Consider the following 24922-nt stretch of genomic DNA (forward strand, 5'->3'; position numbering starts at 1 on the left):
CGAAAAACCCGCGAGGCATGGCGTCTCGCGGGTTTTCTTTTGTAGTCCGTTTGCTTAGAGCAATTCCAGGAAAAGTGCGTAGCGGTTTTCCGTCTGGAATTGCGTAAAAACAAAGAGATAGAGCATTTTCGCGATTCGAAGAAAAGCGAAACGGCTCTAGCCGGCGAGAATGGCAAGCAGAAGCAGAGCCACGATATTCGTTATCTTGATCGCCGGATTGACTGCCGGGCCTGCCGTGTCCTTGTAGGGATCGCCGACGGTGTCACCCGTGACTGAAGCCTTGTGGGCTTCCGAGCCCTTCATATGACGCGTGCCATCCTTATCGACGAAACCGTCCTCGAAGCTCTTCTTGGCATTGTCCCAAGCACCGCCGCCCGACGTCATCGAAATGGCGACGAAGAGGCCGTTGATGATTACGCCGAGCAAGGAAGCGCCGAGAGCGGCAAAAGCCGAAGCCTTAGAGCCGGAGAGCAGCAGGACGCCGAAATAGACGACGACCGGCGCCAGAACCGGCAGCAGCGACGGGATGATCATTTCCCGAATGGCGGCCTTGGTCAGAAGGTCGACGGCACGGCCGTAATCGGGACGCTCGGTGCCCTGCATGATGCCGGGCTTTTCGCGAAACTGCTTGCGAACCTCCTCCACGATCGCCCCGGCGGCACGACCGACGGCGGTCATGGCGATGCCGCCGAAGAGATAGGGAATGAGGCCGCCGAACAGCAGACCGGCAACGACGTAAGGGTTCGAAAGCTCGAACGAGATCGTGCCGATATTGGCGAAGTACGGGTATTTGTCACCGTGAGCCGCGAAATATTGCAGGTCGTTCGAATAGGCCGCGAACAGCACGAGCGCACCGAGGCCGGCCGAGCCGATGGCGTAACCCTTCGTGACGGCCTTGGTGGTATTGCCGACCGCGTCCAGTGCGTCGGTGGATTTGCGCACCTCCGGCGGAAGATGCGACATTTCCGCAATGCCGCCGGCATTGTCCGTGACGGGACCGAAAGCATCGAGAGCGACGATCATGCCGGCAAGGCCGAGCATGGCGGTAACCGCAATACCCGTGCCGAACAGACCGCCGAGTTGGTAGGTGGCGATGATGCCGCCAACGATGACGATCGCCGGCAGTGCCGTCGATTCCAGCGAGACGGCAAGACCCTGGATGACATTGGTGCCGTGACCGGTGACGGACGCCTGGGCGATGGAATTGACCGGCCGCTTGTTCGTGCCGGTATAGTATTCGGTAATGACGACGATCAGCGCCGTGACGATGAGACCGACGATGCCGCAGGCGAACAGCTTCCCGCCGGTGACATCGAAGCCGGCGACGGTGCCGACCGAACCCCAGCCGATGGTCAGCGAAGTGGCTGCACCGAGACCGATGATCGACAGGACGCCCGTGGCGATCAGGCCCTTGTAGAGAGCGCCCATGATCGAGCCATTGACACCGAGTTTCACGAAGAAGGTGCCGATAATCGAGGTGATGATGCAGGCGCCGCAGATCGCCAGCGGATAGATCATGGCAGAACCGAGGATCGGCGTGCCGGCGAAGAAGATGGCGGCCAGGACCATGGTAGCGACAACGGACACAGCGTAGGTTTCGAACAGGTCGGCCGCCATGCCGGCGCAATCGCCGACATTGTCGCCGACATTGTCGGCGATGGTCGCGGGATTGCGCGGATCGTCTTCGGGAATGCCGGCCTCGACCTTGCCGACGAGGTCGCCGCCGACATCGGCACCCTTGGTGAAGATGCCGCCGCCGAGACGGGCGAAAATCGAGATCAGCGAAGCGCCGAAACCAAGGGCGACGAGCGCATCGATCACGTCACGCGAACCGGCTTCATGACCGAGGATACCGGTCAGGACGTAGAAGTAGATGGAGACGCCGAGCAAGGCGAGACCCGCAACCAGCATGCCGGTGATGGCACCCGACTTGAAGGCGATATCGAGGCCTGCGGACAGGCTCTGCGACGAGGCTTGCGCGGTGCGGACATTGGCACGCACGGAGACATGCATGCCGATGAAACCTGCGGCGCCTGAGAGGATTGCGCCGATCAGGAAGCCGAAAGCGGCTTCGGCCGACAAGAGGAGCCAGGCCGCGATGAAAACGATGATCCCGACGATGGCGATGGTTCTATATTGGCGCGCCAGATAGGCTTGCGCTCCTTCACGAATATACCCGGCAATCTCCTGCATGCGGACATTGCCCTGATCGGCAGCGAGCACCGACCGGGTTGCCCATACGGCGTAAATCACCGAGAGCAGTCCGCATGCGATTACTCCTAAAAGAATCGACATTTCGCTTTTTCCCTCCAAAAAAGCCGGCGGTTCACTCCTCCCCCGGCCGCCTGCAACAACGATCGGTCCCCTCCTCCAGGAGACCGACTGATGTGCAGTTGCGAGATTGATGGCGGGAAAACGTCGCGTCAAGACCGTCCGCGGGTAAAACACCCGCAGAAGGTTCAAAAGAATATTCGAAGATGAAATCAGGCGCGAACGAAGGAAACGAAAATGCGTTATGCCGCGATCCGAGCGTCCGGCGCGGTTTTATTTCTTCGCTTCGCCGCGAACCTGCTTGGCGATTCGGTCGAGCACGGCATTCACGAGCTTGGGCTCGTCCTCCTCGAAGAAGGCATGCGCGATCTCGACATATTCGGTAACGATGACCGGGACCGGCACGTCCTTGCGGTCGATAAGCTCGAAGGTGCCGGCGCGCAGGATGGCGCGCACTGTGCTGTCGAGACGCGACAGTGCCCAGTCGTCCTGAAGCGCGGCGCCGATCAGCGGATCAAGCCGCGTCTGCTCACGCACGACACCCGATACGATAGAGCGGAACCAGGATGCATCGGCCTTCAGATAGGTCTCGCCATCCAGCTCCTGCCCCAGACGGTGAGCCTCGTATTCAGCCACCACCTCCAGAACGCCGGTTCCGCCGATATCCATCTGATAGAGCGCCTGAACCGCCGCTAGACGTGCGGCACCCCGCTGATTGGCGGGCTTGGCCGGTCGCTCGTTATCCTGATTGCTCATGTATTATGCACCCAACTTCTCTTTCAGCGCGATCATGGTCAGCGCCGCACGGGCGGCAAAACCGCCCTTGTCCTTGTCCGAACGGCGCACACGCGCCCATGCCTGCTCATCGTTTTCGACGGTGAGGATACCATTGCCGATTGCGAGGGATTCGCTGACGGCCAGATCCATCAGCGCCCGCGAGGATTCATTGGCAACGATATCGAAATGATATGTCTCGCCGCGGATAACCATGCCGAGAGCCACATAGCCATCATAAACCACATTACCATTGTCACCGCCATCGAGCGCCATGGCAATTGCCGCGGGGATCTCCAGGGCGCCGGGGACGGTAACGATATCATAGGTCGCGCCTGCCTCGTCGAGAGCAGCCTTGGCGCCATCAAGCAGGGCATCGGCCATATCGTCATAGAAGCGGGCTTCGACGATAAGGATATGAGCATTGGAAGAGCTGGTCATACATCACCTGCGATTTGAGAGGGCGCGGCACCTTGTTAGGCCGGGTCAAACCACGGCGGGCCTCGCTTGGCAAGTGTTTTTCAATGGCCCGCGCCGATTCCGGCCCTATTTGGAAATGATCGACGCACCGCGGAAATTGTGGCTTCCGCACACGCAACCGCTTCGATAATAATTTGAAGCCTGCAAGGGGGAGGTTCATGACGAAGAAATCCGCACCCGCCGTCAATGTCGGCGAACTCGAGCTGGAACACTGGCAGCAAGGCAGCTTCTTTGCCGGCAGCGACACCTCCTTCGGGGCGAAGCTCGGGCTGAAGCAGCTCGGCATCAGCTACAACGAAGTGCCTCCGGGCAAATCCGGCTGTCCGTTTCACAATCATCACGTCGAGGAGGAGATGTTCGTCATTCTCGACGGCGAAGGCGAATATCGCTTCGGCGACCAGCGCATCGCAGTTGGCAAAGGCGATGTTCTTGGAGCTCCGGCCGGCGGCCCGGAAACGGCACATCAGCTCATCAATATCGGCCCGGGCGTACTCACCTACCTCGCCATTTCCACCAAGGCTCGAACAGAGATCGTGGAATACCCCGATTCCGGCAAGTTCCTAGCCAAAACCTATAGCGATGGCAAGACGGCATTCCGTGCCATCGGCCGCGCCGCTGCCACCAACCTCGACTACTGGGACGGCGAGCCCGGCGCCTCGAACGACTGACCATCACCAAAACCATTTTCGGCAAAGATTTAATCCGATGACCCATATACCGACACTGACGACCGACCGGCTTCTGCTGCGCGGCCACACGCGTGATGATTTCGACGAATTCCTCGAGCTCTGGAAACACAGGGAGATCGTCCGCTTCATCGGCGGCGAGATGCCGACACGCGAGCAGGTTTGGGCCCGCCTGCTGCGCTATGCCGGCCTATGGCATCATCTCGGCTTCGGCTTCTTTGCTGTGGAGGAACGCCAAAGCGGCCGGTTGATCGGCGAGGTGGGATTCCTCGACCTGCATCGTGACATGACGCCGATGACGGAAGGCACGCTGGAAGCCGGCTGGGGCATCACGCCGCCGATGCAGGGCAAGGGCTATGCGACGGAGGCCATGAACGCCGCCATCGCCTGGGCGGACAGACAGTTCACAGGACGGCGCATGACCTGCATCGTAGACGTTGAGAACCTACCGTCGTTGCGGGTTGCCGAAAAGATCGGCTTCCGACGTATCGATGAGCTCATGCTCAAGAACAGATCCAACGTCATCTTCGAACGTTAGCCGTTACAGGGGTGAACCATCGTGCCGGTTCCGCAGAAAAGGTTTTCTGTCAAACGCTACGAACCAAGCGACGCCCGAACCACGATCGAGATTTTCCTGCGGGCCGTTCGTGAGGTCGCATCGAAAGACTACAGTCCGGAGCAGGTTGCCGCCTGGGCAAAGGTCGAAGATACCGAAGTCTGGGCGCAGTATCGGGCAAGCCGGCCGACCTGGCTTGCTGTCGATGGTTCTACACCCATCGGCTTTACCGATCTAAAACCGGATGGCTGCCTGGATATGATGTTCGTTTCGCCGGATTATCAGGGAAAGGGCGTCGCCAGCCTTTTACTAGAGACGGTCGAAAGGGCCGCTCGCGAACAGGGCTTGCAACGGATTTTCACCGAAGCAAGCCTGACCGCCCGCCCCTTCTTCGAGCGCAGGGGCTTTATCGTCCTGGCCGCGCAGCAGGTGGAAAAGCGCGGCCAGATATTGTCGAATTTTCTTATGGAAAAAACACTTGCGTAGGCCGGAAAGGCGCCGATCGACGCCTTCCTGCAGTGAGCTTACGAAACTCAGGATTCGCGGACCGCGGGGAATTCCGCCAGACGAGCGGCGTAGCGTGCCATGGTGTCGACTTCGAAATTGACGAAGTCGCCAGCCTTGCGCTCGCCCCAGGTCGTGACCTCCAGGGAATGGCGGATCAGCAGCACGTCGAACTCCGTACCCTCGACGGCATTGACGGTCAGCGAGGTGCCGTCGAGCGCGACCGAACCCTTCGGCGCCACGAACCTTGCGAGATGTTCCGGCGCGCGCAGACGAAAGCGCGTGGCCTCACCCTCCGATGTTACCGACAGGATTTCCGCCTTGCCATCAATATGGCCGGACACGATGTGACCGCCGAGTTCGTCGCCGATCTTCAGCGAGCGTTCAAGATTGATCTTGGCGCCTGCTTCCCAGGTGCCGATGGTCGTAAGCCGCAGCGCCTCTTCCCAGGCCTCGACCTCGAACCATCGTCCGTTGCTGCCCTGTTCAGGCAGACCCGTAACCGTCAGGCAGACGCCGGCGTGCGAGATAGATGCCCCCATGTCGATCGTGGCCGGATCGTAATTGGTGGCGACGCGCAGCTTGATGCCTTCCTTCAACGGGGAAATGGATTCGACCGTGCCGACGTCGGTGATAATTCCGGTAAACATCAAAAACCTCTTTCGTATTCGTCGCAGAGATCGTCGCCGAAGCGGCTCTGGCCAACATGAATAAAATCAGCTGGGATATTGGATTTCAGAACCGGCGATTCAATACCACCCTCGCCGATCTCGGCAGGACCTTGAAACAGCAGGATACGGTCGACCATTCCAGCGTCGAGGAAACGCCGTGCCGTCTTGGCGCCACCCTCCACCAGCAGCGACGAGATACCACGCGTGCCCAATGCCTCCAGTAGCTCGCCCGGCTCGCTCGAATTTGATTGCAAAACCTCGACGCCGGCGGCATCCAGCGCTGCGCGGCGTCCGAGGAATGCGGCGTCGGTATTCTCGTCAAACGGCGGCGGATGGCCGGCGACCGCGATCACCGGATATTGCCGGGCCGTGCGGACCAGCTTGCTGCCAAGGGGAAGCTGCAGCTCGTCGTCAATGACGATGCGTAGCGGCGTGCGATCCTCCATACCGGGGATCCGACAGGTCAATTCAGGATCATCTGCTATCGCCGTACCTATGCCGACAAGAATGGCATCACTTTCGGCCCGCAGCATCTGCACCTCAGCGCGTGCGGCATCGCCGGTGATGCGAACCTGCCCCGCGCCCGTCTTGCCAATCATGCCATCGGCGGAAATCGCAAGCTTGAGAGTCACATAGGGGCGGTTTCTCGTCTGGCGCATGAGATAGCCCGCGAGAGATCGCCGGCCTTCCGTCTTCAGAACACCGGTATCGACCGCGATGCCGGCCTCGCGCAGCATGGTGATGCCGCGTCCGGAGACGCGCTGGTCGGGATCGGTGACGCTGATGACGACGCGTGCCACGCCGTAAGCGATCAGCGCCTCAGCGCATGGCGGCGTCTTGCCGTAATGCGAGCAAGGCTCAAGCGTCACGTAGGCGGTGGCACCTCTGGCCCCCTCACCTGCCTCGGCCAGCGCCTGAGGCTCTGCATGCGGGCGCCCGCCCAGCGCGGTCACACCGCTGCCGATAATCACGCCATCCTTGACGATAAGGCAGCCGACGGATGGATTGGTCGAGGTCAACCCCAGATGCTGGCGCGACAGACGGATGGCCGCGGCCATGAAATGCTCGTCCTCGGGCCGCAACGCCATGGTCAAGGGTCCAGCGGATCGCGAGCGATCTTGGCGTTGATCTCGTCAATCACGTGCTCGAAATCCTCCGCATGCGAAAAATCGCGGTAGACGGAGGCGTAGCGCACAAAGGCGACGTCATCGAGGCTCTTCAGCGCTTCCAGCACCTGCAGGCCAATCTGCTCGGAGCTGATTTCGGTCTCGCCCGAGCTTTCGAGGCGGCGCACGATGCCCGATACGGCCCGCTCGATCCGGTCACGATCGACCGGGCGCTTGCGCAGCGCGATCTCGAAGGAGCGCACCAGCTTGTCGCGATCGAACAGCACCTTGCGGCCCGTCTTCTTGATAACCATGAGCTCGCGCAGCTGCACGCGCTCGAAGGTGGTGAAGCGGCCGCCGCAATCCGGACAAATGCGCCGACGGCGGATGGACGTATTGTCCTCCGCCGGGCGCGAGTCCTTGACCTGGGTGTCTTCTGAGCCGCAATAGGGGCAGCGCATGCGCTCTCCTTAGCCCATGTAGCCGTACATCGGGAAGCGGTCGGTGAGCTTGACCACTTTCTCGCGCACGGCAGCCTCGACGGCAGCATTGCCTTCGTCGGAATTAGCGACCTTCAGGCCATCGAGCACTTCGATGATCAGATTGCCGATTTCACGGAATTCAGCTTCCTTGAAGCCGCGCGTCGTGCCGGCCGGGGTGCCGAGGCGAACGCCTGACGTGACGAAGGGCTTCTCGGGGTCGAAGGGAATGCCGTTCTTGTTGCAGGTGACGTAGGCGCGGCCGAGTGCGGCCTCGGCGCGCTTGCCGGTGGCGTTCTTCTTGCGCAGGTCGACCAGCATGAGGTGGTTGTCCGTGCCGCCGGAGACGACATCGACGCCGCCGGAGATCAGCGTTTCGGCAAGCGCCTTGGCGTTCTTGACGATCTGGGCGGCGTAGTCCTTGAACTCCGGCTGCAGCGCTTCACCGAGCGCAACCGCCTTGGCGGCGATGACATGCATCAGTGGGCCGCCCTGGAGGCCGGGGAAGACGGCCGAGTTGAACTTCTTAGCCAGATCCTCGTCGTTGGTGAGGATCATGCCACCGCGCGGGCCGCGCAGCGACTTGTGCGTAGTCGTCGTGGCAACGTGGCAATGCGGGAATGGCGACGGATGCTGGCCACCGGCAACCAGACCGGCGATGTGGGCCATGTCGACCATCAGATAGGCGCCGACGCTGTCGGCGATCTCGCGGAAGCGCTTCCAGTCCCAGATGCGGGAATAGGCCGTGCCGCCGGCGATGATGAGCTTCGGCTTGGTTTCCTCGGCCTTGCGCTGCACTTCGTCCATATCGAGCAGGTTGTCGCCTTCGCGCACGCCGTAGGACACGACGTTGAACCACTTGCCGGACATATTGACCGGCGAACCATGCGTCAGGTGACCGCCCGAATTCAGGTCGAGACCCATGAAGGTGTCGCCGGGCTGCAAGAGCGCCAGGAACACGGCCTGGTTCATCTGTGAACCGGAATTCGGCTGAACGTTGGCGAAGTTGACGCCGAACAGCTTCTTGGCGCGCTCGATGGCAAGCTCCTCGGCGATATCGACATACTGGCAGCCGCCATAATAGCGCTTGCCAGGATATCCCTCGGCATATTTGTTGGTCATGATCGAGCCCTGCGCTTCCAGCACGGCGCGCGAGACGATGTTTTCCGAGGCGATCAGTTCGATTTCGTGCCGCTGGCGACCGAGTTCCTTGCCGATCGCACCAAAGATTTCCGGATCGGTATCGGCAAGCGAGCGATTGAAGAAGGGTTCGGTGGACGCATTGGTCATCGTGAAAGCTCCTGAACGGGCCGGAAGGGCAATGCAAACGGTATTAACGTCAGGGTCGCCGGAGAGCAATACGACCAGCGACATTTGCGCGCATAATCCCGAAATCCAGTAGGATTTCGGAAAGGATTATGCGCCATTTCAAAGCGTTACTGCGTCCTTTGCGCGTCTAAGGACGCGCGGTGCAGTAAGCATTCTACGCAGAGCGATGTTCGGCAAACGAAAAAGCCGCATCCTGAGATGCGGCTTCCATGTAGATGGGGTTCGAACAACGCCGATTATTGAACCGGTTGCTCCATGCCCTGGGTCGTATTGAGCGCCAACTGCGAGTTGCCGTCTAGATTGTAGATGTCGTCGCGGAACTGGACGATGCCGTCGCGGGCGCTCCAGGCCGAAATATAAACGAAATAGACAGGCACTTCGGTCGCCAGCTTGATCGGCGTGTTGACGCGGGTGGAGATGACCTGCTCGATGTGCTGACGCGGCCAGCCCGGCGTTTCGGCCAGCAACCAGGTCGCGAGGTCGCGCACGTTCTGGACGCGTACGCAGCCCGAGCTGTCGAAACGCATGAGCTTGTTGAACAGGCCCTGCTCCGGCGTGTCGTGCATATATTCGTTATTGGGATTATAGAAGTTGATCTTTGTGGACGCCATGGCGTTGGTCTTGCCCGGGTCCTGACGGAACATCAGGTCCGGCGCCTTGTCCGAATTCCAGTCGATCGTCTCGGGAGCCACTTCCTGGCCCTTGCCGTCGAGAAGACGGATGTTGTTCTTCGTCAGATAGGTCGGGTCCTTGCGCATCAAGGGCACGATGTCCTTGACGACGATGGAGCGCGGTGCCGTCCAGTACGGGTTGAGGATGACCTCGTAAATCTTTGAATTGATGATATGCGTCGGCCGTGATTCCCGGCCGACGATCGCCTGGTGGCGCAGCGCCACCTGACCGTCCTCGACGGCTTCGACACGTGTCGCCGGGACATTGACCATGACATGACGACGGCCGAGGTCTGACGGGAACGTCTGGAGGCGGACAAGATTGGTGTTGAGCTGCTGCAGACGGACGTTTGCAGGGATGTTCATCGCCTTCAGCGTGAAATCACCCATGACGCCATCGGCCGGCAGGCCGTGGCGAGCCTGGAAACGCTTGACAGCGCCGTCGACATAGGAGTCGAAGGCAGAGGACATACCAGCCTCACGCGGAAGGTCGCCGGTAATCATCAAATGCTGGCGCAGCGACTGCACGGCCGGATCGGTTGCGCCGAGTTGCAGCGGTTGCTGGCTTGTCGGATTGACCTGCGGCCATCCGCCGTTAGCGGCAATATTCTGATATTGCGCGATCGCTTGCTGAATATTCGGTACGGAATCTGGCCCGAGGATTGGCGTGTTCGACTGGACAGCGGCGGCGGTGCGCGCCGCAGCCTTGGCGTCGAACTGGTCGTCCCAATTGCCACGGGAGCGATCGTTGATCAACGCCTCAAGCGGAGTCGCGTTTTGCGCAAGGGCCGGAGCGGCCAGTGCGGCAGCGCCAAGAGTTGCAGCCGACCGCAGGAAAGAGCGGCGCGAAAAGGGTTCAATTCCGTTTTTCTTCGACATATCCTAACCGTTCAACGCTGCGATCCAATCATGCGCAGCCTAGAGAGGAAGCAGTAAATAGCGCAGCTTGCGCCAAGTAACGTGGCTCAGTATCGACCCGTTCCCTTAATGCACCACCAAAAACTTGGCCACGAACTATCACAATATCGCGAAGCCAAGACCTTCAGGTCGGAAGATCGTATTTCGAGAACGCTGCCTGCAGTCGATTTCCGCTGTCATAGCAATATGGCCAATTCGTGTCTCCCGGCACAGAACTTGCATTGCCGCATCACAACGAAAGAAAAGCCAAACTGCATTTGCTAAAATACCACAGCTGCGCGTGGTTCATAGCGTGTCTTGAACCGGCGTCAATGGCTTAGCCACCCGGGACGTTACATGGGACGAAAGGTGAAGCGCAAACGTGACAAAAAGCGCACAACAGCCGGGCCGGTAACGCATTCAAGCCGGACACGCAGGGAACGTGTCCAGCTTGCTTTACCGGAAGGTCTTATGATCGATCCGCCACCGCTACTTACATGCGGTAAGCGATGCTGTCGTTCCAGAAGCGGTCGAGGCGCTGCAGAAGCTTGTTCATCTGGGTGAACTCGTCGGTGCCGATGCCGCCGACCTTGTCGATCGAGCCGATGTGGCGCTCATAGAGCTTGGCAACGGTTTCGGCGATATCCTGGCCGGTTTCCGTCAGGCTGATGCGGACCGAGCGGCGGTCGATGCGCGAGCGCTGATGGTTGATGAAGCCGAGGTCGACCAGCTTCTTGACATTGTAGGAAACGTTGGAGCCGAGGTAGAAACCGCGCGAGCGCAGCTCGCCAGCCGTCAGCTCGGAGTTGCCGATATTGAAAAGGAGAAGTGCCTGGACGGCGTTGACGTCGTCGCGACCCTGACGGTCGAACTCGTCTTTGATAACATCAAGCAGGCGGCGGTGCAGACGCTCGACCAGGTGAAGGGATTCCATGTAGAGAGCCCGGATGTCATCAACCTGCTGATCCCGAGCGTTTGCAACTGCCTGCGGCTTGATTTTCGTGTTCATCATGACTTGGCCTCACTCTGTTTTGTTTGGCGGTGTCGTTTTCTTCCCGCCTTGAGTGAGACCCTATCGAATACACATAAAATTCTACTTAAACTGCAGGCTTAACAGCACCTTACCAGGACGTGTTGCTGCCTCAGGGTAAATCAACCATTACCTGCTGCTGACGGCGCCGGCGTTTCTCCTGCCATAACAGGATGCGGAAAAGGCAATAAATCACGGCGACGCAGGCGTGCAAGATCATGATCAGCGGATTGGATCCGAATATCTCCGGCCATACACCATACATCAGTGCCTGCCCCCCTGCCGCCACCACCCACATGACCGGTCCCCAGGAGACAGTAAGCCACAATCCGAGGGCAGCGACCGGGAAAACCACCGCAAGCCCGGCGCCCGCGACCTTCCAAGGGAGAGCGAGCAGATCAAAGCGGGCATGACCTTCCAGCGAGTAGCCGACCAGCATGGCCCAATATTGCAGGCCGAGCCAAAAGCAGGCGATCGCGATCAGCCGCAGGAACAGCACGAACAGGATGTCCGTCAGCGTATTCTTGGGTATGGTCGAAGAATCAGGTTCCATGCGCGAACAATACGTAGGAGGCACGTGCCTCGCCAGAATATAATGGCTGCGGCCTTTCGCCTGGTTTTGAATCCTGGGGACGGCGTGATAGGTACGCGCCCCATATAGAATGGCATAAATAGACGAAGAAGGATGGCGGCATCATGGAGAACAAGACGCATCTCGTTGACGAGATCACCGGTCATCGGCGCATGCGGCGCAACCGCAAGGCCGATTGGACGCGCCGTCTCGTGCAGGAAAACCGGCTGACGGTCGACGATCTCATCTGGCCTATCTTCGTGATCCCGGGCACCGGCATCGTCGAGCCGATCCCTGCCATGCCCGGCGTCAACCGCATGACCGTGGACAAGGCGGTGGAAGCGGCCAAGGAAGCAGCAGATCTCGGCATTCCCGCGCTTGCCACTTTCCCGAACATCGAAATGGAGCTGCGCGACGAGACCGGCTCCAACAGCCTCGAGAAGAACAATCTCATCAATCTCACCACTGCCGCAATCAAGAAGGCCGTGCCGAACATTGGCGTCATCACCGACGTCGCGCTCGACCCTTTCACCAGCCACGGCCATGACGGCATCCTGCGCGGCAATGAAATCGTCAATGATGAAACGGTCGAACAGGTGGCGCGCGCCGCGGTCTACCAGGCGGATGCCGGAGCAGACATCATCGCGCCTTCGGAAATGATGGACGGTCGCATCGGCGCGATCCGCCAGGCGCTCGATGCTGCCGGACACCAGAGCGTGGGCATCATGAGCTACGCGACGAAATTCAGCTCGGCCTTTTACGGCCCCTACCGCGAGGCGATTTCGACCGGCGGCCTGCTGAAGGGCGACAAGAAGACCTATTACATCGATCCGGCGAACGGCACCGAAGCCGTGCGCGACGCCACGCTCGATGTCGAGGAAGGCGCCGACATGCTGATGGTCAAGCCCGGGCTGCCCTATCTCGACATCTGTTGGCGGCTGAAGGAAGCCTTCGGCCTTCCAACCTTTGCCTACCAGGTCTCCGGCGAATACGCGATGATCAAGGCTGCCGCCGCCAATGGCTGGATCGACGGCGAGAAGGTAATGCTCGAAAGCCTGCTCGCCTTCAAGCGCGCCGGCTGCGACGGCATCCTCACCTATTTTGCGATGGATGTGGCGCGACATCTGGCGAAGAAATAGCGTCACGCCGCCCGCTTATTGTATTTGCTGATGTCGATACCATATCTTCGGCGAATGTTTTCCCGCTGCGACTTTTGGGTGCTCTACCGGTCGTACAAAAGTCGCAGAGGGATCTTTAACTAGCATTGGCCCCTTGCGGATCTGAAGAATTGACGGGGCTAGCGCGAAGGAGCAAAACGATGAGCCTGAACCCGAGCCCGCTCTATGCAGCACCGGATGACTGGCGCGCCTATAGCGGCGTGCTGAGCCGGCGCATCTTTGCGTTCATCGTCGATTACATCATCGTTGCGCTGCTGTGCATTCCGGCCGCCGTGCTACTGTTTTTCGTTTCGATCCTGACACTGGGGCTCGGTTTCTTCCTTTATCCGGTGCTGTTCGTTCTTGTTGCAGGCCTCTATTTCGGCTGGACGCTCGGTGGCCCTTACCAGGCTTCGCTCGGCATGCGCGCCATGGGCCTCACCATGGTTCGTGTCGATGGCCGGCGCATGGATTTCCTGACGGCGATCGTCCATCTGGCGCTGTTCTGGATCCTGAACTCCGTCCTAACGCCGCTTATCCTGCTGGTGGGTCTCTTTACCGACCGCAGCCGGCTTGTGCATGACCTGCTGCTCGGCACCGTCATCGCTCGAACGGCCTAAAACCACGCATAATCTTGGGACACCGCACGGATCTCCTGCGGAGCCACTGGCGCGCGGGAGATATTTCTGTGCATGGTCAATTAGGAAACTTCGATCTTTAGCAAAGGACGTAGTTGACGTTTTCTAAACTTGGGCCATGCTTGTAGGAAACGGATGCCGCAAGAAAGGTCAATCAACGGCAGATGAACACGCAGTCGACGCCATCTCCGCAGTTTTATCTGACGGCACCGGCTTCCTGCCCGTACTTGCCGCATGAGATGGAACGCAAGGTCTTCACGCACCTTGTGGGGCCTCGTGCCGCCGAGATGAACGATATCCTGACGCAGGGCGGCTTCAGGCGTTCTCAGAACATCGCCTATCGTCCCGCCTGCGAATCGTGCCGGGCCTGTATATCGGTCCGCATCCTGGCGCAAGAGTTCGAGCCCACCCGATCGATGAAACGGGTGCTGACGGCCAACAGCGATATCATCGCCACCGAATTTCCGGCGCAGCCCTCCAGCGAGCAATATTCGCTCTTCCGCCGCTATCTCGACTATCGTCATCAGCAAGGCGGCATGTCCGACATGACCGTGCTCGACTATGCGATCATGGTCGAGGACACGCATGTGAACACGCGCATCATCGAATATCGCCGTCGCGAGGAAGGTTCAGGGCTGGAGCAGCGTCCGAAGGGCGAACTGCTAGCTGCGGCTCTGACCGATGTGATGAGCGACGGGCTGTCCATGGTCTATTCCTACTTCAATCCCGATCTCGACGAGCGATCACTCGGCACCTTCATGATCCTCGATCATATCAAGCGGACGAAGGCGCTGGGGTTGCCGCACGTCTATCTCGGCTATTGGGTCAAGGGCTCGCGCAAGATGGACTACAAGACCCGCTTTCAGCCGCAGGAACATCTGACGCCGCGCGGCTGGGAACGTTTCGACCCCGCAGCCGACGGCGACAAAGATACCTTCCGCTGAATGTTTTCCCATCTCTCGGACCATAAGAAGGGCCTGCTGCTGACGATGCTCGGCGGTCTGGCGCTGTCGATGGATATCCCGCTGATACGGCTTTCCAGCGGCGAAGTCTGGTCGGTGCTGTCGGCTCGCAGCCTTGCGACCATCGTCGTGGCGCTGGCCGCCCTCTTCGTCATCCGCCGGGTCACGGGTTCGTTGCAAACTGTGTTACCGGGCTGGCTCGGAATTCCCGTTGGCTTCTTCTATGGGCTGACCACCATCACCTTTCTTCTCGCCGTCTATTATACCAAGGCGGCAAATGTGGTCTTCATCATCGCGCTCAACCCGATGTTCACCGCGCTGCTGTCCTGGATTTTCCTGAAAGAGCGCCCTGCCCTTTCCACCTTCATTACCATGGCTGTTATGATCCTCGGTGTTGGTCTGATCGTCGGTGACGGCATGGAGGCTGGGCATCTGCTTGGCGACGCGCTTTCCGTGCTCGCATCGCTTTCCATCGCCTGCGCCATCACGATCAGTCGCGCCTCGGGCCGGGACATGGGTTTTGCGTCCTTGCTGGCGGCCGTCATTCCGGCGGCAGTCGGGCTCTATCATATGGTGCCCTCGGGCTTTTCCATCGATCATCCGGGCTGGATCCTTTTCGACGGCGCCGTGCTGATGCCACTTTCCTTCTGGTGCCTTGCGACGGGCACGCGTTTTCTTTCGGCACCGGAAGTGGCGATGTTCTATCTGCTGGAAACGATCCTGGCGCCGATCTGGGTCTGGCTGATCTTTTCCGAGGCGCCGACCAACATGACGCTTGCCGGCGGCGCGATACTGATCCTGGCACTGGCCGCTCACTCGCTATGGCAGGCCCGGGTGAAAGCCAGAGCAGCAATCACCGCACAGAGCCTTGCACATTGAAACGAAAGTCAGCCAATGTTATAACTAGGTTATCACATTGGAGCTGAGACATGAACGTCACCATCCGCAAAATCGGCAATTCCGAAGGCGTGATTATTCCGAAGGAAGTTCTCGACCAGTTGGGACTAGGCGCTGGCGATACATTGGAGCTCAGCCTGAAGGATGGTGGATTGCTGATGCAGCCAACCGACGCCGACTTTGCGCGTCAGATGGAACACGCACTGCGTTTCATGGATCAGTATAAAGTGGCACTCAAGAAGTTGGCGGAGTAATGCCCTTTATCTTCCTGACTAGGCCGCTCATCGAGCAATTGCACAAGATGCAGATCAAAAGGTTCGGCGGCTCCTATGGTCTCAGAGACGAAGGCTCCCTCGAATCAGCCTTGGCACGCCCGATTAACAAAGCCCAATATGGCAGCAACGATATCATTGAACTGGCGGCGGCGTATCTATTTGGGCTGGCGAAAAACCACGCGTTCATAGATGGAAACAAACGCATCGCCATCGTGACGACGGCAGTCTTCCTTATGGATAACGGCTACCGTATTCAAACCACGGACGCCAATCTTTACAGCTTCGTCATGGCGGTGGCCGCCGGCGAAATCGATGAAGAGGGAGCGACACGTTTCCTGCGAGATGTCTGCATTCCGGAGACAGCTTAGAAACTAACCGCCTCCTATTCGCTTCGGCGTTGGGTTTCTGATGTCTGCCGGCGATCGACCCGGCTGCCGATTGCCGTCTGTTGACAGTCAAGCGGTACCAGCCCGGCCTTCGCTAAGACTCATGGCGTTCGTCGCTGCAATCGACCCGCTGGGTCGATTGCTCAAGCTTTGTCCGACCGCTCCTCACCCAGAAAACCTGCCGCTTCTGGGGAAGCCCTTCGGCACGGCGCGGCCGGCACCGGCGCGGTCGCCCAGCCATTCCACCAGCTCGTCCTTGGTCTTGGTGAAGGTGCGGCCGGCACTGTCTTCCCATGTCAGGCCATCGACAATCGCGAAGCACCTGACATCGGCGATGCCGCCATCCTTGTATTTCTGAAGGCGCACGCCCTTACCGCGTGACATTTCCGGCACCTGCGCGAGCGGGAAGATGAGCATCTTGCGGTTCTCGCCGACCACGGCAACGTGATCGCCTGATATCGGGACGAGAAGCTTGGTCTCGTCGGGATAGGAGACGTTCATGATCTGCTTGCCCTTGCGGGTATTGGCGACCAGTTCCGCCTCGGCAACGATGAAGCCGTTGCCCGCCGTCGATGCGATCATCTGCTTGCGCTGGGGATCGTGGACGAAGGCGGTCAGCACATCCTGATCGTTTTCCATGTCGACCATGATGCGCAGCGGTTCGCCATGGCCGCGGCCGCCGGGCAGCTTGTCGCCGCCGAGCGTATAGGCCTTGCCGCCCGTCGTGATGATGAGGATCTTGTCTGTCGTCTGCGCCGGAAAGGCAACCTTCAGACCGTCGCCCTCCTTGAAGGTCAGCGAGGACGTATCGGAAATGTGGCCCTTGAGGGCGCGGATCCACCCCTTTTCCGAAACGACGACCGTGATCGGTTCCTTCTCGATCATCGCCTGCTGGATGGCCGCATCGTCAGCTTCGGGCGCTTCGGCAAACTGCGTGCGGCGGCGACCGATCTCGGTGGCCTTGGCGAATTTTTTCTTCACCTCGCCGATTTCCCAGGCAACCGTCTGCCACTGCTTCTCGTCCGAAGCGAGCAGTGCCTCGATGTCAGCCTTCTCCTTCGTCAGGCCATCGAATTCCTTGCGGATCTCGAACTCTTCCAGCTTGCGCAAGGAGCGCAGCCGCATGTTGAGGATCGCCTCGACCTGATTGTCCGTGAGGCCGAACCGCTCCATCATGACGGGCTTCGGCTCATCCTCCTCGCGGATGATGGCAATGACCTCATCGATGTTGAGATAGGCGACCAGCAAGCCGCCGAGAATTTCGAGCCGCTTTTCGATGGCCGCCAGGCGGAAGCGGGAGCGGCGCAGCAAGACTTCGCGGCGATGATCCAGCCATTCCTTCAGCACCTCGTTCAGGGCCATGACCCTGGGGATACGGCCCATGGACAGAACGTTCATATTGAGCGGGAACCGGCTCTCAAGCTCGGTCAACTTGAACATCGATTCCATCAGGATCGTCGCGTCGACGGTGCGGCTTTTCGGCACGAGAACGACGCGGATATCCTCGGCGGATTCGTCACGGATGTCCTCGAGCAGCGGCAGCTTGCGCGCCAGCAGCAGTTCGGCAATCTTTTCGATCAGCCGCGACTTCTGCACCTGGAACGGAATTTCGGTGACAACGATCTGATAGCCGCCGCGACCGAGATCCTCGATCTCCCATTTGGACCGGACACGGAAGCCGCCACGACCGGTCTTGTAACTTTCTATAATGCTCTGGCGATCATCGATAATGATGCCGCCGGTCGGAAAGTCGGGACCTGGAATATACAGCTCCACCAGCTTCTCGACCGTGGCCTCACGATCCTTGATCAGATGCAGCGCGGCGTCGCAAAGCTCGTGAGCATTGTGCGGCGGGATAGAGGTCGCCATGCCGACAGCGATACCCGAAGAGCCATTGGCGAGCAGATTTGGAAAAGCTCCAGGCAGAACGATCGGTTCAGAATTCGACTCGTCATAGGTGTCGCGGAAATCGACCGCGTCCTGATCGATACCCTCGAGCAGCAGTTCGGAAACCGCCGTCATCTTGGATTCGGTGTAACGCATCGCGGCCGGGCTATCGCCGTCGATGTTGCCGAAATTGCCCTGGCCGTTGACCAGCGTGTAGCGCTGCGAGAAATCCTGAGCCAGGCGCGCCAGCGCATCATAGATCGATTGGTCGCCATGCGGGTGATAGTTACCCATCACCTCGCCGACGATCTTAGCGCATTTGCGGAAAGCGGCATTGGGGCGCAGCCCCATCTCGCTCATCGCATAAACGATACGGCGATGCACCGGCTTCAGCCCGTCACGAACGTCCGGAAGCGCGCGTTGCGTAATCGTCGACAAGGCATAGGCCAGGTAGCGCTCTTCGAGCGCGGCCTTCAGATCGACCGGAAGGATATTGTCGTCGCCGTCACCGGGCGGCGGAGTCAGATTTTTTCCCATGGCTCTTGACTATAAGAGATGGCGATTCCGGGCAAGAAATCGGTGGAAAGCACCTGTGGATGAAGGCGTTTCAGCTCTCTTGCGAGATGGCAACCGATACATTTTTGCTGCACCTGCCTTCAACATTCATTGTCATTGGATTTTCAGAGAAAGATCAATATAAGTCAGCCCAGCACACGCTCAATCTGTATGCCCATGCCTATACCACCGGCTTAAAGAGGAAACGCCACAATGACTTTCTACCGGACCACGCGGCTAATGCTTTGCAGCGCCGCCATCCTGTCTTTCGCCAGCTCCGCCTTCGCGCTCGACGGCAACGATCTGCTGAAAAAGATCAACGACCTCTACGGCCAGCAGGGCGGTTCGATTGCAGCTACCGGCATCGATGTCGACGGCAGCACGGTGACGCTGAAGGGTGCGAGCTTCAAGGCAGCCGGTATGGAAGACAGCATTCCGCTCGGCGACATCACCCTTGATGGCGTCGAGGAAAACAACGGTGGCTACACGATCGAGGAAATCGATTTTGCCGATGTCGACTTCAACAAAGACGGCGCCTCTGTTTCCGCCACCGACCTCAAGTTGACCGGTGTCGAGATCCCGGCCGACGCGAGCAAGGGTGACCTAAGCTCGCTGTTCTACTACAAGAGCGCCCATGCAGGTGCCGTGTCCGTGACCAAGGACGATGTCGAGGTGTTCTCGATCGAGGGCGCAGACGCCAACACGAAGAAGCGCGACGACAAGTCGGGCCTCGATTTCGACGCCAAGATCAATGGCATCAAGGCCGATCTCAGCAAAGTCGACGATGCAAAGACCAAGGAAGCCATCGAAGCGCTGAAGCTGCAGCAGATCGACGGCACTGTCTCCATGAAGGGCAGCTGGGACATGGGACCCGGCACTATCAACATTAGCGAATATTCCTTCGACTTCAGGGACATCGGCAAGCTGAACCTCGCCTTCAGCATTTCCGGCTACACGCCCGCCTTCGCCAAGTCGCTGCAGGATGCGCTGAAGACGGTTCGCTCCAATCCGAACCAGCAGGAAGCACAGCAGTCCGCCGGCCTCGCCATGCTTGGCCTGCTGCAGCAGCTCACCTTCAACAGCGCCCAGATCCGTTTCGACGATGCGTCGATTACGGCACGCGCGCTTGACTTCGCTGGCAAACAGCAGGGTGTCACGGGCAAGCAGCTCGCCGACACACTGAAGGCAATGACGCCGATCATGATGGCGCAGCTCAACATTCCGGAGCTGCAAAATGCCGTCTCGGCAGCGGTCAGCACTTACCTTGACAACCCGAAGAGCCTGACGGTCACCGCTGCCCCCGGCAAGCCGGTGCCGGTCCCGATGATCATCGGCGCCGCCATGGGCGCACCGACGACGATCCCGCAGGTTATCGGCCTTAAGGTTTCCTCGAACGACTGAGCGGCCGCTCGTCGAACCATTCAAAACCCGGCGATCTCGGTCGCCGGGTTTTTCTTTGCCTCAACGCTCCGAGACTTTCGGTCGCTGATACGTCTTGAGCTCGCTAAGCGCGTGAGACAGGAGGGCAAGCAGCTCCTCCGTCGTCGCCCCATCGCGCGCCTGAACGGACATGCCCTGCACGATTGCTCCCAGAAAGCGTGCCAGCGACCGAGGGTCGGCCTCAGGCCGGATGTCACCTTCTGCAATCCCGCGCTCGATGCGGGCGGTGAAGACATCGAGCGTCTGTAGACGCATTGACGCGACATGATGGGCGATCGGCTCGTTCTCCTCCGCACAATTCAGCACCGCTGTGGATATCATGCAGCCCTTTGGATGCTCCGGAGCCGTGAAGATCCTGGCGGAGTTCGTCAGAAAGCGCTCAAAGGCCGTCACGGTATCCAGCTTGTCCTGAAAGGGATTGCCGGGTTCCGGACGAGGCATGCGCCGATATTGATCAAGCGTCTCGCGATAGAGCTCGGCCTTCGAACCGAAGGCCGCATAGAGGCTTTGCGGCGTGATGCCCATCGCCGCCGTCAGATCGGCGATGGAGGAACCGTCATAGCCATGCTTCCAGAAGGTGTCCCGGGCGGCAGCCAGAACCGTCTCGCGATCGAAGGCCGGCGGGCGCCCACGCTTGCGCGGCAAAGAATTTTTCTTCTCTTCAATATTTTTCACAATGGTCACTCTAGAATTATTTCCCGATCTGGTTTATTCAGGAATGGTCATTGTGATTATAGAAGGTTTTGCTCCATGAGTCTTCCCCTGGAAAATTCCGCACATACAAGAGACGGCAGCCTTGCTGAAGGCGTCGATGCTGCAATCGATTCCGCCCTCGCGGACAAAAGGCTGGTCGGAACCGTCGTTCTGATCGCTCAGGATGGAGAATTGGTCTACGCCCGCGCCGCCGGTCTGGCGGATCGCGAAAACAAGGTAGCAATGCGGGAAGATGCCATCTTCCGCCTCGCCTCCGTCACCAAGCCGATCGTCACCATTGCCGCGATGCGGCTCGTCGAACAGGGCCGCATCGGGCTCGACGATCCAATCACCAAGTGGCTGCCGGATTTCCGGCCGCGTCTGCCGGATGGTGGTGAAGCCGTTATCCGCATCCGGCATCTGCTCTCCCATACTTCTGGATTGGGCTACTCATTCGCCGAAGCTCCGGACGGCCCTTATCATCGCGCAGGCGTATCCGACGGCCTGGACACTCCAGGCCGATCATTGGCTGACAACCTCCAGCGCCTCTCCAGCGCGCCCCTTCTCTTCCCGCCCGGCGAAAACTGGCAGTATTCCCTGGCGATGGATGTCCTTGGCGGCATCGTCGAGAAGGAAACCGGCGGTTCTCTCGGTGATGCGGTTGCGGAGCTTGTCATGAAGCCGCTCGGCCTTTCCGACACTGCCTTCTCCGTACGCGACCGCAGCCGCCTGGCAGCCGCCTATGTAAATGGCTCACCGGAGCCACAGCGGATGGGCGACGAGGCGCTCGTTCCAATCTTCGACGGTACGATCCGCTTTGCACCCGACAGGATATTCGCCCCCTCTTCCTATGACTCCGGCGGCGCCGGCATGGCCGGAACGGCAAGCGACATCCTTGCCATTCTGGACACAATACGGAAGGGCGGTGTACCGCTGCTATCGGCCGACACGGTGAAAACCATGACGGCCGATCAGGCGGGCGGGCATATGCAGGCGCAGCAGGCCGGTTTCGGGTTCGGCTACGGCTGGTCCGTTGTCCTCGATCCCGTGGTCGCGCAGGTCCCCTTCTCGGCTGGCACGATCAAATGGGGAGGCGTCTACGGGCACAGCTGGTTCGTTGACGCCGAAAAGGGTCTGACGGTGGTTGCGCTGACCAATACGACTCTTGAGGGCATGTGGGGTCAGTTCACCACGGATCTGGCAAAAGCGGTCTACGCCGCAATCTAGCTGAGATTAGCGTCCTAAACAAAAACCCGGCGATTTCGGTCGCCGGGTTTTGTATTTCATTAAGCCCGTAAAAGCCTCAGTCCTTCTTAACCGGCGGTACCGGGCGGATCGCCAGTTCGCGCAGCTGCGTCGGCGTTGCGGCCGAGGGAGCACCCATCAGCAGATCCTGCGCCTGCTGGTTCATCGGGAACAGCGATATCTCGCGCAGGTTCTTGGCGCCGACCAAAAGCATGACGATACGGTCGATACCGAAAGCAGCACCGCCGTGCGGAGGCGCACCATACTGGAAGGCGCGGTAAAGACCGCCGAAGCGCTCTTCGACGTCGGTCTGACTGAGGCCCACCTTTTCGAAGGCGGCAACCATGGTCTCCGGCGACTGGTTACGGATCGAGCCCGAGGCGATTTCGAAGCCGTTGCAGACGGCGTCGTACTGGAACGCCTTGATTGTCAGCGGATCCTGGTTCTGCAACGCCTCGAGGCCGCCCTGCGGCATCGAGAACGGGTTGTGTGCGAAATCGACCTTCTTTTCTTCCTCGCTCCATTCGAAGAACGGGAAGTCGACGATCCAGCACAGCTCGAAACGGTCGCGATCGACCAGGTTCAGCTCCTCGCCAGCCCGGGTGCGAGCCTCGCCGGCAAACTTGTAGAACTTGGCGGGATCGCCGGCGACGAAGAAGCAGGCGTCGCCGTCATCGAGACCGAGCTGGGTGCGGATCGCATCCGTGCGCTCTTCGCCGATGTTCTTGGCAAGCGGACCTGCGCCTTCGAGCTTCTCGCCTTCCTTGCGCCAGAAGATGTAGCCGAGGCCCGGCTGGCCCTGGCTCTGTGCCCAGGCGTTCATTCGATCGCAGAATGCGCGCGAACCGCCGGTCTTGGCCGGGATGGCCCAGACTTCGACCTTTGGGTTGGAGGCGATCATGTTTGCGAAGACTTTGAAGCCGGAACCGGCGAAATGCTCGGTAACGGCCTCCATGACGATCGGGTTGCGCAGGTCCGGCTTGTCGGAGCCATACTTGCGGATGGCGACGTCATAGGGGATGCGCGGCCATTCCTTGGTGACCGGCTTGCCCTCGGCAAACTCCTCGAACACCTGGCTTATCAGCGGCCCCATCGTGTTCCAAACGTCTTCCTGGGTGACGAAGCTCATCTCGAGGTCGAGCTGGTAGAATTCGCCCGGCAGACGATCGGCGCGCGGATCTTCATCGCGGAAGCACGGGGCGATCTGGAAGTAGCGGTCGAAGCCGGCGACCATCAGCAGCTGCTTATACTGCTGCGGCGCCTGCGGCAGCGCGTAGAAGGTGCCGGGGTGAATACGGCTCGGCACGAGGAAGTCGCGCGCGCCTTCCGGCGAAGAGGCCGTCAGGATCGGGGTCGTGTATTCGGTGAAGCCCACTTCGCCCATGTGGCGACGCATGGACGAGATGATCTGCGTGCGCTTGACGATGTTCTTATGCAGCGTTTCGCGGCGCAGGTCGAGGAAGCGATACTTCAGGCGCACGTCTTCCGGATAGTCCGGCTCGCCGAAGACGGGCAGCGGCAGCTCCTTGGCAGCGGAGAGCACTTCGATCTCCTGAGCGTAAAGCTCGATCTCGCCGGTCGGCATGTTCTTGTTGACGGTGTCTTCCGTACGCGCCTTCACCAGGCCGTCGATGCGGATGACCCATTCGCCGCGAACGGTTTCCGCGAGCTTGAAGGCTGGAGAATCAGGGTCGGCAACGACCTGGGTGATGCCGTAGTGATCGCGCAGGTCGATGAACAGCACGCCGCCATGATCTCGGACGCGATGGACCCAGCCGGAGATACGGACAGTCGAACCGACGTCGGACTTGCGCAGGGCGGCGCATGTGTGGCTGCGATAGAGATGCATAGTATATATCCTGGACTTGGCGGGCAGCGGCGAAAGGACACGCGAACCCCTCGCCCGCCGACGAGAAAATCGGGCGGAAAAGCGCATGGCGCGCCCGATTTGTCAAGGCTCGAACGCTGCTTCTATCTCGCCCCCGGCGGGCGAGAAAGCAAAAACTTAGGCTTAGATGAGGGCTCGCCCCTCTTCTAAGTCTTCGTTTTTGCAAGAGAGGGGGTAGGCAGGGACGCGCCCAATCCTTGAATTGCACGAGCAAGAAACAGACCCCCGCTCTTGCAATTTCAATGGCTTAGAAATTGCGCCACGCTTTGGAATACGACGCAGCTCCCAGTGCGCAATTCCTAAACCAGTGAAATTGCTTTCTCGCCCGCCAGGGGCGAGATAGAACTGCGCCAACTTCACCCTCCCGGTTATTCTCCGCTATTTTTCAGCTCTGCCAGAATCGTCAGGCAGACTCCCTCAATATTTGCCGTCACTTCGTGGTTCCACACTCGTATGGTGCGAAAGCCTTGATTGGAAAAGTGCCCATCTCTCGACATGTCCTTGGTACTTTCGGCGTGCTGCGAGCCATCGACTTCAATGATCAGCCTCGCTTCAAAACAAACGAAATCGAGAATGTAACCATCGACCGGAACCTGCCGCTTGAATTTGAAGCCTCCAAGCTGGCTTCGACGCAAAGCCTGCCAAAGCATGTTTTCAGCCTTCGTGGCATCATTACGCATTGCTTTGGCGAATTGGCGCAATCGAGCCGGTACGTCGCGGCGCATGGGCTCTCCCGTTTGGCGATTGCGTCCAAGAAAGCATACAGCTCTATCGAGATCCAGCATGACGATAAACGCAACAGCATCCGCAAGTAGCCGTTGCGGCGGTTTGGCTACTTCGATGCTATTGCTGAACGCTTCAGTCAACTTTAAAC

25 protein-coding genes are annotated in these 24922 nt (G+C 59.5%); 11 read left to right on the forward strand and 14 right to left on the reverse strand.

The window, feature by feature from the left end:
• Window positions 1-156 precede the first annotated feature (156 nt).
• The 3 genes from AC13QE_RS09190 to ribH all read right to left on the reverse strand — a co-directional run bounded on the left by AC13QE_RS09190 (window position 157) and on the right by ribH (window position 3486).
• Window positions 157-2295, reverse strand: coding sequence for a sodium-translocating pyrophosphatase (locus AC13QE_RS09190; protein ID WP_488483420.1), 2139 nt, complete (start codon window positions 2293-2295; stop codon window positions 157-159).
• Between the two features lie 249 nt (window positions 2296-2544).
• Window positions 2545-3027: a transcription antitermination factor NusB gene (gene nusB, locus AC13QE_RS09195; RefSeq protein WP_488483421.1), complete on the reverse strand. Its 483-nt coding sequence runs from the start codon at window positions 3025-3027 to the stop codon at window positions 2545-2547.
• A gap of 3 nt (window positions 3028-3030) precedes the next feature.
• Window positions 3031-3486, reverse strand: coding sequence for a 6,7-dimethyl-8-ribityllumazine synthase (gene ribH / locus AC13QE_RS09200; protein WP_015339431.1), 456 nt, complete (start codon window positions 3484-3486; stop codon window positions 3031-3033).
• 197 nt (window positions 3487-3683) lie between these two features.
• Here ribH and AC13QE_RS09205 point away from each other — a divergent pair, with 197 nt between their 5' ends.
• From AC13QE_RS09205 to AC13QE_RS09215, 3 genes are read left to right on the forward strand one after another with little or no spacing between them, the layout of a single operon-like run.
• Window positions 3684-4193, forward strand: coding sequence for a cupin domain-containing protein (locus tag AC13QE_RS09205; RefSeq protein ID WP_132716299.1), 510 nt, complete (start codon window positions 3684-3686; stop codon window positions 4191-4193).
• 37 nt (window positions 4194-4230) lie between these two features.
• A complete protein-coding gene (locus AC13QE_RS09210) occupies window positions 4231-4749 on the forward strand; it encodes a GNAT family N-acetyltransferase (RefSeq protein ID WP_488483422.1) in 519 nt (172 codons plus the stop codon).
• Between the two features lie 21 nt (window positions 4750-4770).
• Entirely contained in the window at window positions 4771-5253 is a 483-nt protein-coding gene (locus AC13QE_RS09215; protein ID WP_488483423.1) for a GNAT family N-acetyltransferase, read from the forward strand.
• Between the two features lie 47 nt (window positions 5254-5300).
• On the opposite strand, the gene AC13QE_RS09220 is transcribed toward AC13QE_RS09215, so the two are convergent.
• The 7 genes from AC13QE_RS09220 to AC13QE_RS09250 all read right to left on the reverse strand — a co-directional run bounded on the left by AC13QE_RS09220 (window position 5301) and on the right by AC13QE_RS09250 (window position 12007).
• Entirely contained in the window at window positions 5301-5921 is a 621-nt protein-coding gene (locus AC13QE_RS09220; protein WP_015339427.1) for a riboflavin synthase, read from the reverse strand.
• Window positions 5921-7030, reverse strand: coding sequence for a bifunctional diaminohydroxyphosphoribosylaminopyrimidine deaminase/5-amino-6-(5-phosphoribosylamino)uracil reductase RibD (ribD, locus tag AC13QE_RS09225; RefSeq protein WP_488483424.1), 1110 nt, complete (start codon window positions 7028-7030; stop codon window positions 5921-5923). Before ribD ends, AC13QE_RS09220 begins: the two co-directional genes overlap by 1 nt.
• Before the next feature lie 2 nt (window positions 7031-7032).
• A complete protein-coding gene (gene nrdR, locus AC13QE_RS09230) occupies window positions 7033-7509 on the reverse strand; it encodes a transcriptional regulator NrdR (protein ID WP_047627126.1) in 477 nt (158 codons plus the stop codon).
• A gap of 9 nt (window positions 7510-7518) precedes the next feature.
• Complete coding sequence (gene glyA, locus AC13QE_RS09235) at window positions 7519-8817, reverse strand: serine hydroxymethyltransferase (protein WP_015339424.1); 1299 nt, start codon at window positions 8815-8817, stop codon at window positions 7519-7521.
• 275 nt (window positions 8818-9092) lie between these two features.
• Window positions 9093-10406 carry a L,D-transpeptidase family protein gene (locus AC13QE_RS09240; RefSeq protein ID WP_488483425.1) on the reverse strand — a complete coding sequence of 438 codons (1314 nt, stop codon included), beginning with the start codon at window positions 10404-10406 and terminating at the stop codon, window positions 9093-9095.
• 511 nt (window positions 10407-10917) lie between these two features.
• Complete coding sequence (gene ldtR / locus AC13QE_RS09245) at window positions 10918-11433, reverse strand: transcriptional regulator LdtR (RefSeq protein ID WP_041677845.1); 516 nt, start codon at window positions 11431-11433, stop codon at window positions 10918-10920.
• A gap of 133 nt (window positions 11434-11566) precedes the next feature.
• Complete coding sequence (locus AC13QE_RS09250; protein ID WP_488483426.1) at window positions 11567-12007, reverse strand: DUF6163 family protein; 441 nt, start codon at window positions 12005-12007, stop codon at window positions 11567-11569.
• Window positions 12008-12150: 143 nt separating this feature from the next.
• Here AC13QE_RS09250 and hemB point away from each other — a divergent pair, with 143 nt between their 5' ends.
• The 6 genes from hemB to AC13QE_RS09280 all read left to right on the forward strand — a co-directional run bounded on the left by hemB (window position 12151) and on the right by AC13QE_RS09280 (window position 16322).
• The gene (gene hemB / locus AC13QE_RS09255; protein WP_488483427.1) at window positions 12151-13164 is read left to right on the forward strand and encodes a porphobilinogen synthase; all 1014 of its coding nucleotides are present in this window, start codon (window positions 12151-12153) and stop codon (window positions 13162-13164) included.
• A gap of 179 nt (window positions 13165-13343) precedes the next feature.
• Window positions 13344-13802 (forward strand): RDD family protein, encoded by a 459-nt coding sequence (locus AC13QE_RS09260; RefSeq protein WP_075852219.1) that lies wholly within the window; start codon window positions 13344-13346, stop codon window positions 13800-13802.
• Window positions 13803-13984: 182 nt separating this feature from the next.
• Window positions 13985-14764: an arginyltransferase gene (locus AC13QE_RS09265; protein ID WP_112337870.1), complete on the forward strand. Its 780-nt coding sequence runs from the start codon at window positions 13985-13987 to the stop codon at window positions 14762-14764.
• Window positions 14765-15661, forward strand: coding sequence for a DMT family transporter (locus AC13QE_RS09270; RefSeq protein WP_488483428.1), 897 nt, complete (start codon window positions 14765-14767; stop codon window positions 15659-15661).
• Between the two features lie 50 nt (window positions 15662-15711).
• Window positions 15712-15933, forward strand: a complete 222-nt coding sequence (locus tag AC13QE_RS09275; protein WP_488483429.1) for an AbrB/MazE/SpoVT family DNA-binding domain-containing protein — start codon at window positions 15712-15714, stop codon at window positions 15931-15933.
• On the forward strand, window positions 15933-16322 hold the full coding sequence (locus tag AC13QE_RS09280) for a type II toxin-antitoxin system death-on-curing family toxin (RefSeq protein ID WP_132716289.1): 390 nt from the start codon (window positions 15933-15935) through the stop codon (window positions 16320-16322). The genes AC13QE_RS09275 and AC13QE_RS09280 overlap by 1 nt, the downstream gene beginning before the upstream one ends.
• 183 nt (window positions 16323-16505) lie before the next feature.
• Here the strand turns inward: AC13QE_RS09280 and parC are convergent, their stop codons facing one another.
• Window positions 16506-18764, reverse strand: a complete 2259-nt coding sequence (parC, locus tag AC13QE_RS09285) for a DNA topoisomerase IV subunit A (RefSeq protein WP_132716288.1) — start codon at window positions 18762-18764, stop codon at window positions 16506-16508.
• Window positions 18765-18995: 231 nt separating this feature from the next.
• Here parC and AC13QE_RS09290 point away from each other — a divergent pair, with 231 nt between their 5' ends.
• On the forward strand, window positions 18996-20183 hold the full coding sequence (locus AC13QE_RS09290) for a YdgA family protein (RefSeq protein ID WP_488483430.1): 1188 nt from the start codon (window positions 18996-18998) through the stop codon (window positions 20181-20183).
• Window positions 20184-20243: 60 nt separating this feature from the next.
• Here the strand turns inward: AC13QE_RS09290 and AC13QE_RS09295 are convergent, their stop codons facing one another.
• Window positions 20244-20906 carry a TetR/AcrR family transcriptional regulator gene (locus tag AC13QE_RS09295; protein WP_488483431.1) on the reverse strand — a complete coding sequence of 221 codons (663 nt, stop codon included), beginning with the start codon at window positions 20904-20906 and terminating at the stop codon, window positions 20244-20246.
• 66 nt (window positions 20907-20972) lie between these two features.
• On the opposite strand from AC13QE_RS09295, the gene AC13QE_RS09300 reads away from it, so the two are divergent.
• Complete coding sequence (locus AC13QE_RS09300; RefSeq protein ID WP_488483432.1) at window positions 20973-22142, forward strand: serine hydrolase domain-containing protein; 1170 nt, start codon at window positions 20973-20975, stop codon at window positions 22140-22142.
• Window positions 22143-22218: 76 nt separating this feature from the next.
• Here the strand turns inward: AC13QE_RS09300 and aspS are convergent, their stop codons facing one another.
• On the reverse strand, window positions 22219-24009 hold the full coding sequence (aspS, locus tag AC13QE_RS09305) for an aspartate--tRNA ligase (protein ID WP_488483433.1): 1791 nt from the start codon (window positions 24007-24009) through the stop codon (window positions 22219-22221).
• Window positions 24010-24416: 407 nt separating this feature from the next.
• The gene (locus AC13QE_RS09310; RefSeq protein ID WP_488483729.1) at window positions 24417-24773 is read right to left on the reverse strand and encodes an endonuclease domain-containing protein; all 357 of its coding nucleotides are present in this window, start codon (window positions 24771-24773) and stop codon (window positions 24417-24419) included.
• Window positions 24774-24922 lie beyond the last annotated feature (149 nt).

The organism is Martinezella sp. CNPSo 3957, assembly GCF_057784395.1.

What these genes read in the sequence shown, in the direction of transcription:
- AC13QE_RS09190 (WP_488483420.1), bottom strand. Translation starts at nt 2,295, where the DNA reads ATGTCGATTCTTTTAGGAGTAATCGCATGCGGACTGCTCTCGGTGATT.
- nusB (WP_488483421.1), bottom strand. Translation starts at nt 3,027, where the DNA reads ATGAGCAATCAGGATAACGAGCGACCGGCCAAGCCCGCCAATCAGCGG.
- ribH (WP_015339431.1), bottom strand. Translation starts at nt 3,486, where the DNA reads ATGACCAGCTCTTCCAATGCTCATATCCTTATCGTCGAAGCCCGCTTC.
- AC13QE_RS09205 (WP_132716299.1), top strand. Translation starts at nt 3,684, where the DNA reads ATGACGAAGAAATCCGCACCCGCCGTCAATGTCGGCGAACTCGAGCTG.
- AC13QE_RS09210 (WP_488483422.1), top strand. Translation starts at nt 4,231, where the DNA reads ATGACCCATATACCGACACTGACGACCGACCGGCTTCTGCTGCGCGGC.
- AC13QE_RS09220 (WP_015339427.1), bottom strand. Translation starts at nt 5,921, where the DNA reads ATGTTTACCGGAATTATCACCGACGTCGGCACGGTCGAATCCATTTCC.
- ribD (WP_488483424.1), bottom strand. Translation starts at nt 7,030, where the DNA reads ATGGCGTTGCGGCCCGAGGACGAGCATTTCATGGCCGCGGCCATCCGT.
- nrdR (WP_047627126.1), bottom strand. Translation starts at nt 7,509, where the DNA reads ATGCGCTGCCCCTATTGCGGCTCAGAAGACACCCAGGTCAAGGACTCG.
- glyA (WP_015339424.1), bottom strand. Translation starts at nt 8,817, where the DNA reads ATGACCAATGCGTCCACCGAACCCTTCTTCAATCGCTCGCTTGCCGAT.
- AC13QE_RS09240 (WP_488483425.1), bottom strand. Translation starts at nt 10,406, where the DNA reads ATGTCGAAGAAAAACGGAATTGAACCCTTTTCGCGCCGCTCTTTCCTG.
- ldtR (WP_041677845.1), bottom strand. Translation starts at nt 11,433, where the DNA reads ATGAACACGAAAATCAAGCCGCAGGCAGTTGCAAACGCTCGGGATCAG.
- AC13QE_RS09250 (WP_488483426.1), bottom strand. Translation starts at nt 12,007, where the DNA reads ATGGAACCTGATTCTTCGACCATACCCAAGAATACGCTGACGGACATC.
- hemB (WP_488483427.1), top strand. Translation starts at nt 12,151, where the DNA reads ATGGAGAACAAGACGCATCTCGTTGACGAGATCACCGGTCATCGGCGC.
- AC13QE_RS09260 (WP_075852219.1), top strand. Translation starts at nt 13,344, where the DNA reads ATGAGCCTGAACCCGAGCCCGCTCTATGCAGCACCGGATGACTGGCGC.
- AC13QE_RS09265 (WP_112337870.1), top strand. Translation starts at nt 13,985, where the DNA reads ATGAACACGCAGTCGACGCCATCTCCGCAGTTTTATCTGACGGCACCG.
- AC13QE_RS09270 (WP_488483428.1), top strand. Translation starts at nt 14,765, where the DNA reads ATGTTTTCCCATCTCTCGGACCATAAGAAGGGCCTGCTGCTGACGATG.
- AC13QE_RS09275 (WP_488483429.1), top strand. Translation starts at nt 15,712, where the DNA reads ATGAACGTCACCATCCGCAAAATCGGCAATTCCGAAGGCGTGATTATT.
- AC13QE_RS09280 (WP_132716289.1), top strand. Translation starts at nt 15,933, where the DNA reads ATGCCCTTTATCTTCCTGACTAGGCCGCTCATCGAGCAATTGCACAAG.
- parC (WP_132716288.1), bottom strand. Translation starts at nt 18,764, where the DNA reads ATGGGAAAAAATCTGACTCCGCCGCCCGGTGACGGCGACGACAATATC.
- AC13QE_RS09290 (WP_488483430.1), top strand. Translation starts at nt 18,996, where the DNA reads ATGACTTTCTACCGGACCACGCGGCTAATGCTTTGCAGCGCCGCCATC.
- AC13QE_RS09300 (WP_488483432.1), top strand. Translation starts at nt 20,973, where the DNA reads ATGAGTCTTCCCCTGGAAAATTCCGCACATACAAGAGACGGCAGCCTT.
- aspS (WP_488483433.1), bottom strand. Translation starts at nt 24,009, where the DNA reads ATGCATCTCTATCGCAGCCACACATGCGCCGCCCTGCGCAAGTCCGAC.
- AC13QE_RS09310 (WP_488483729.1), bottom strand. Translation starts at nt 24,773, where the DNA reads ATGCGCCGCGACGTACCGGCTCGATTGCGCCAATTCGCCAAAGCAATG.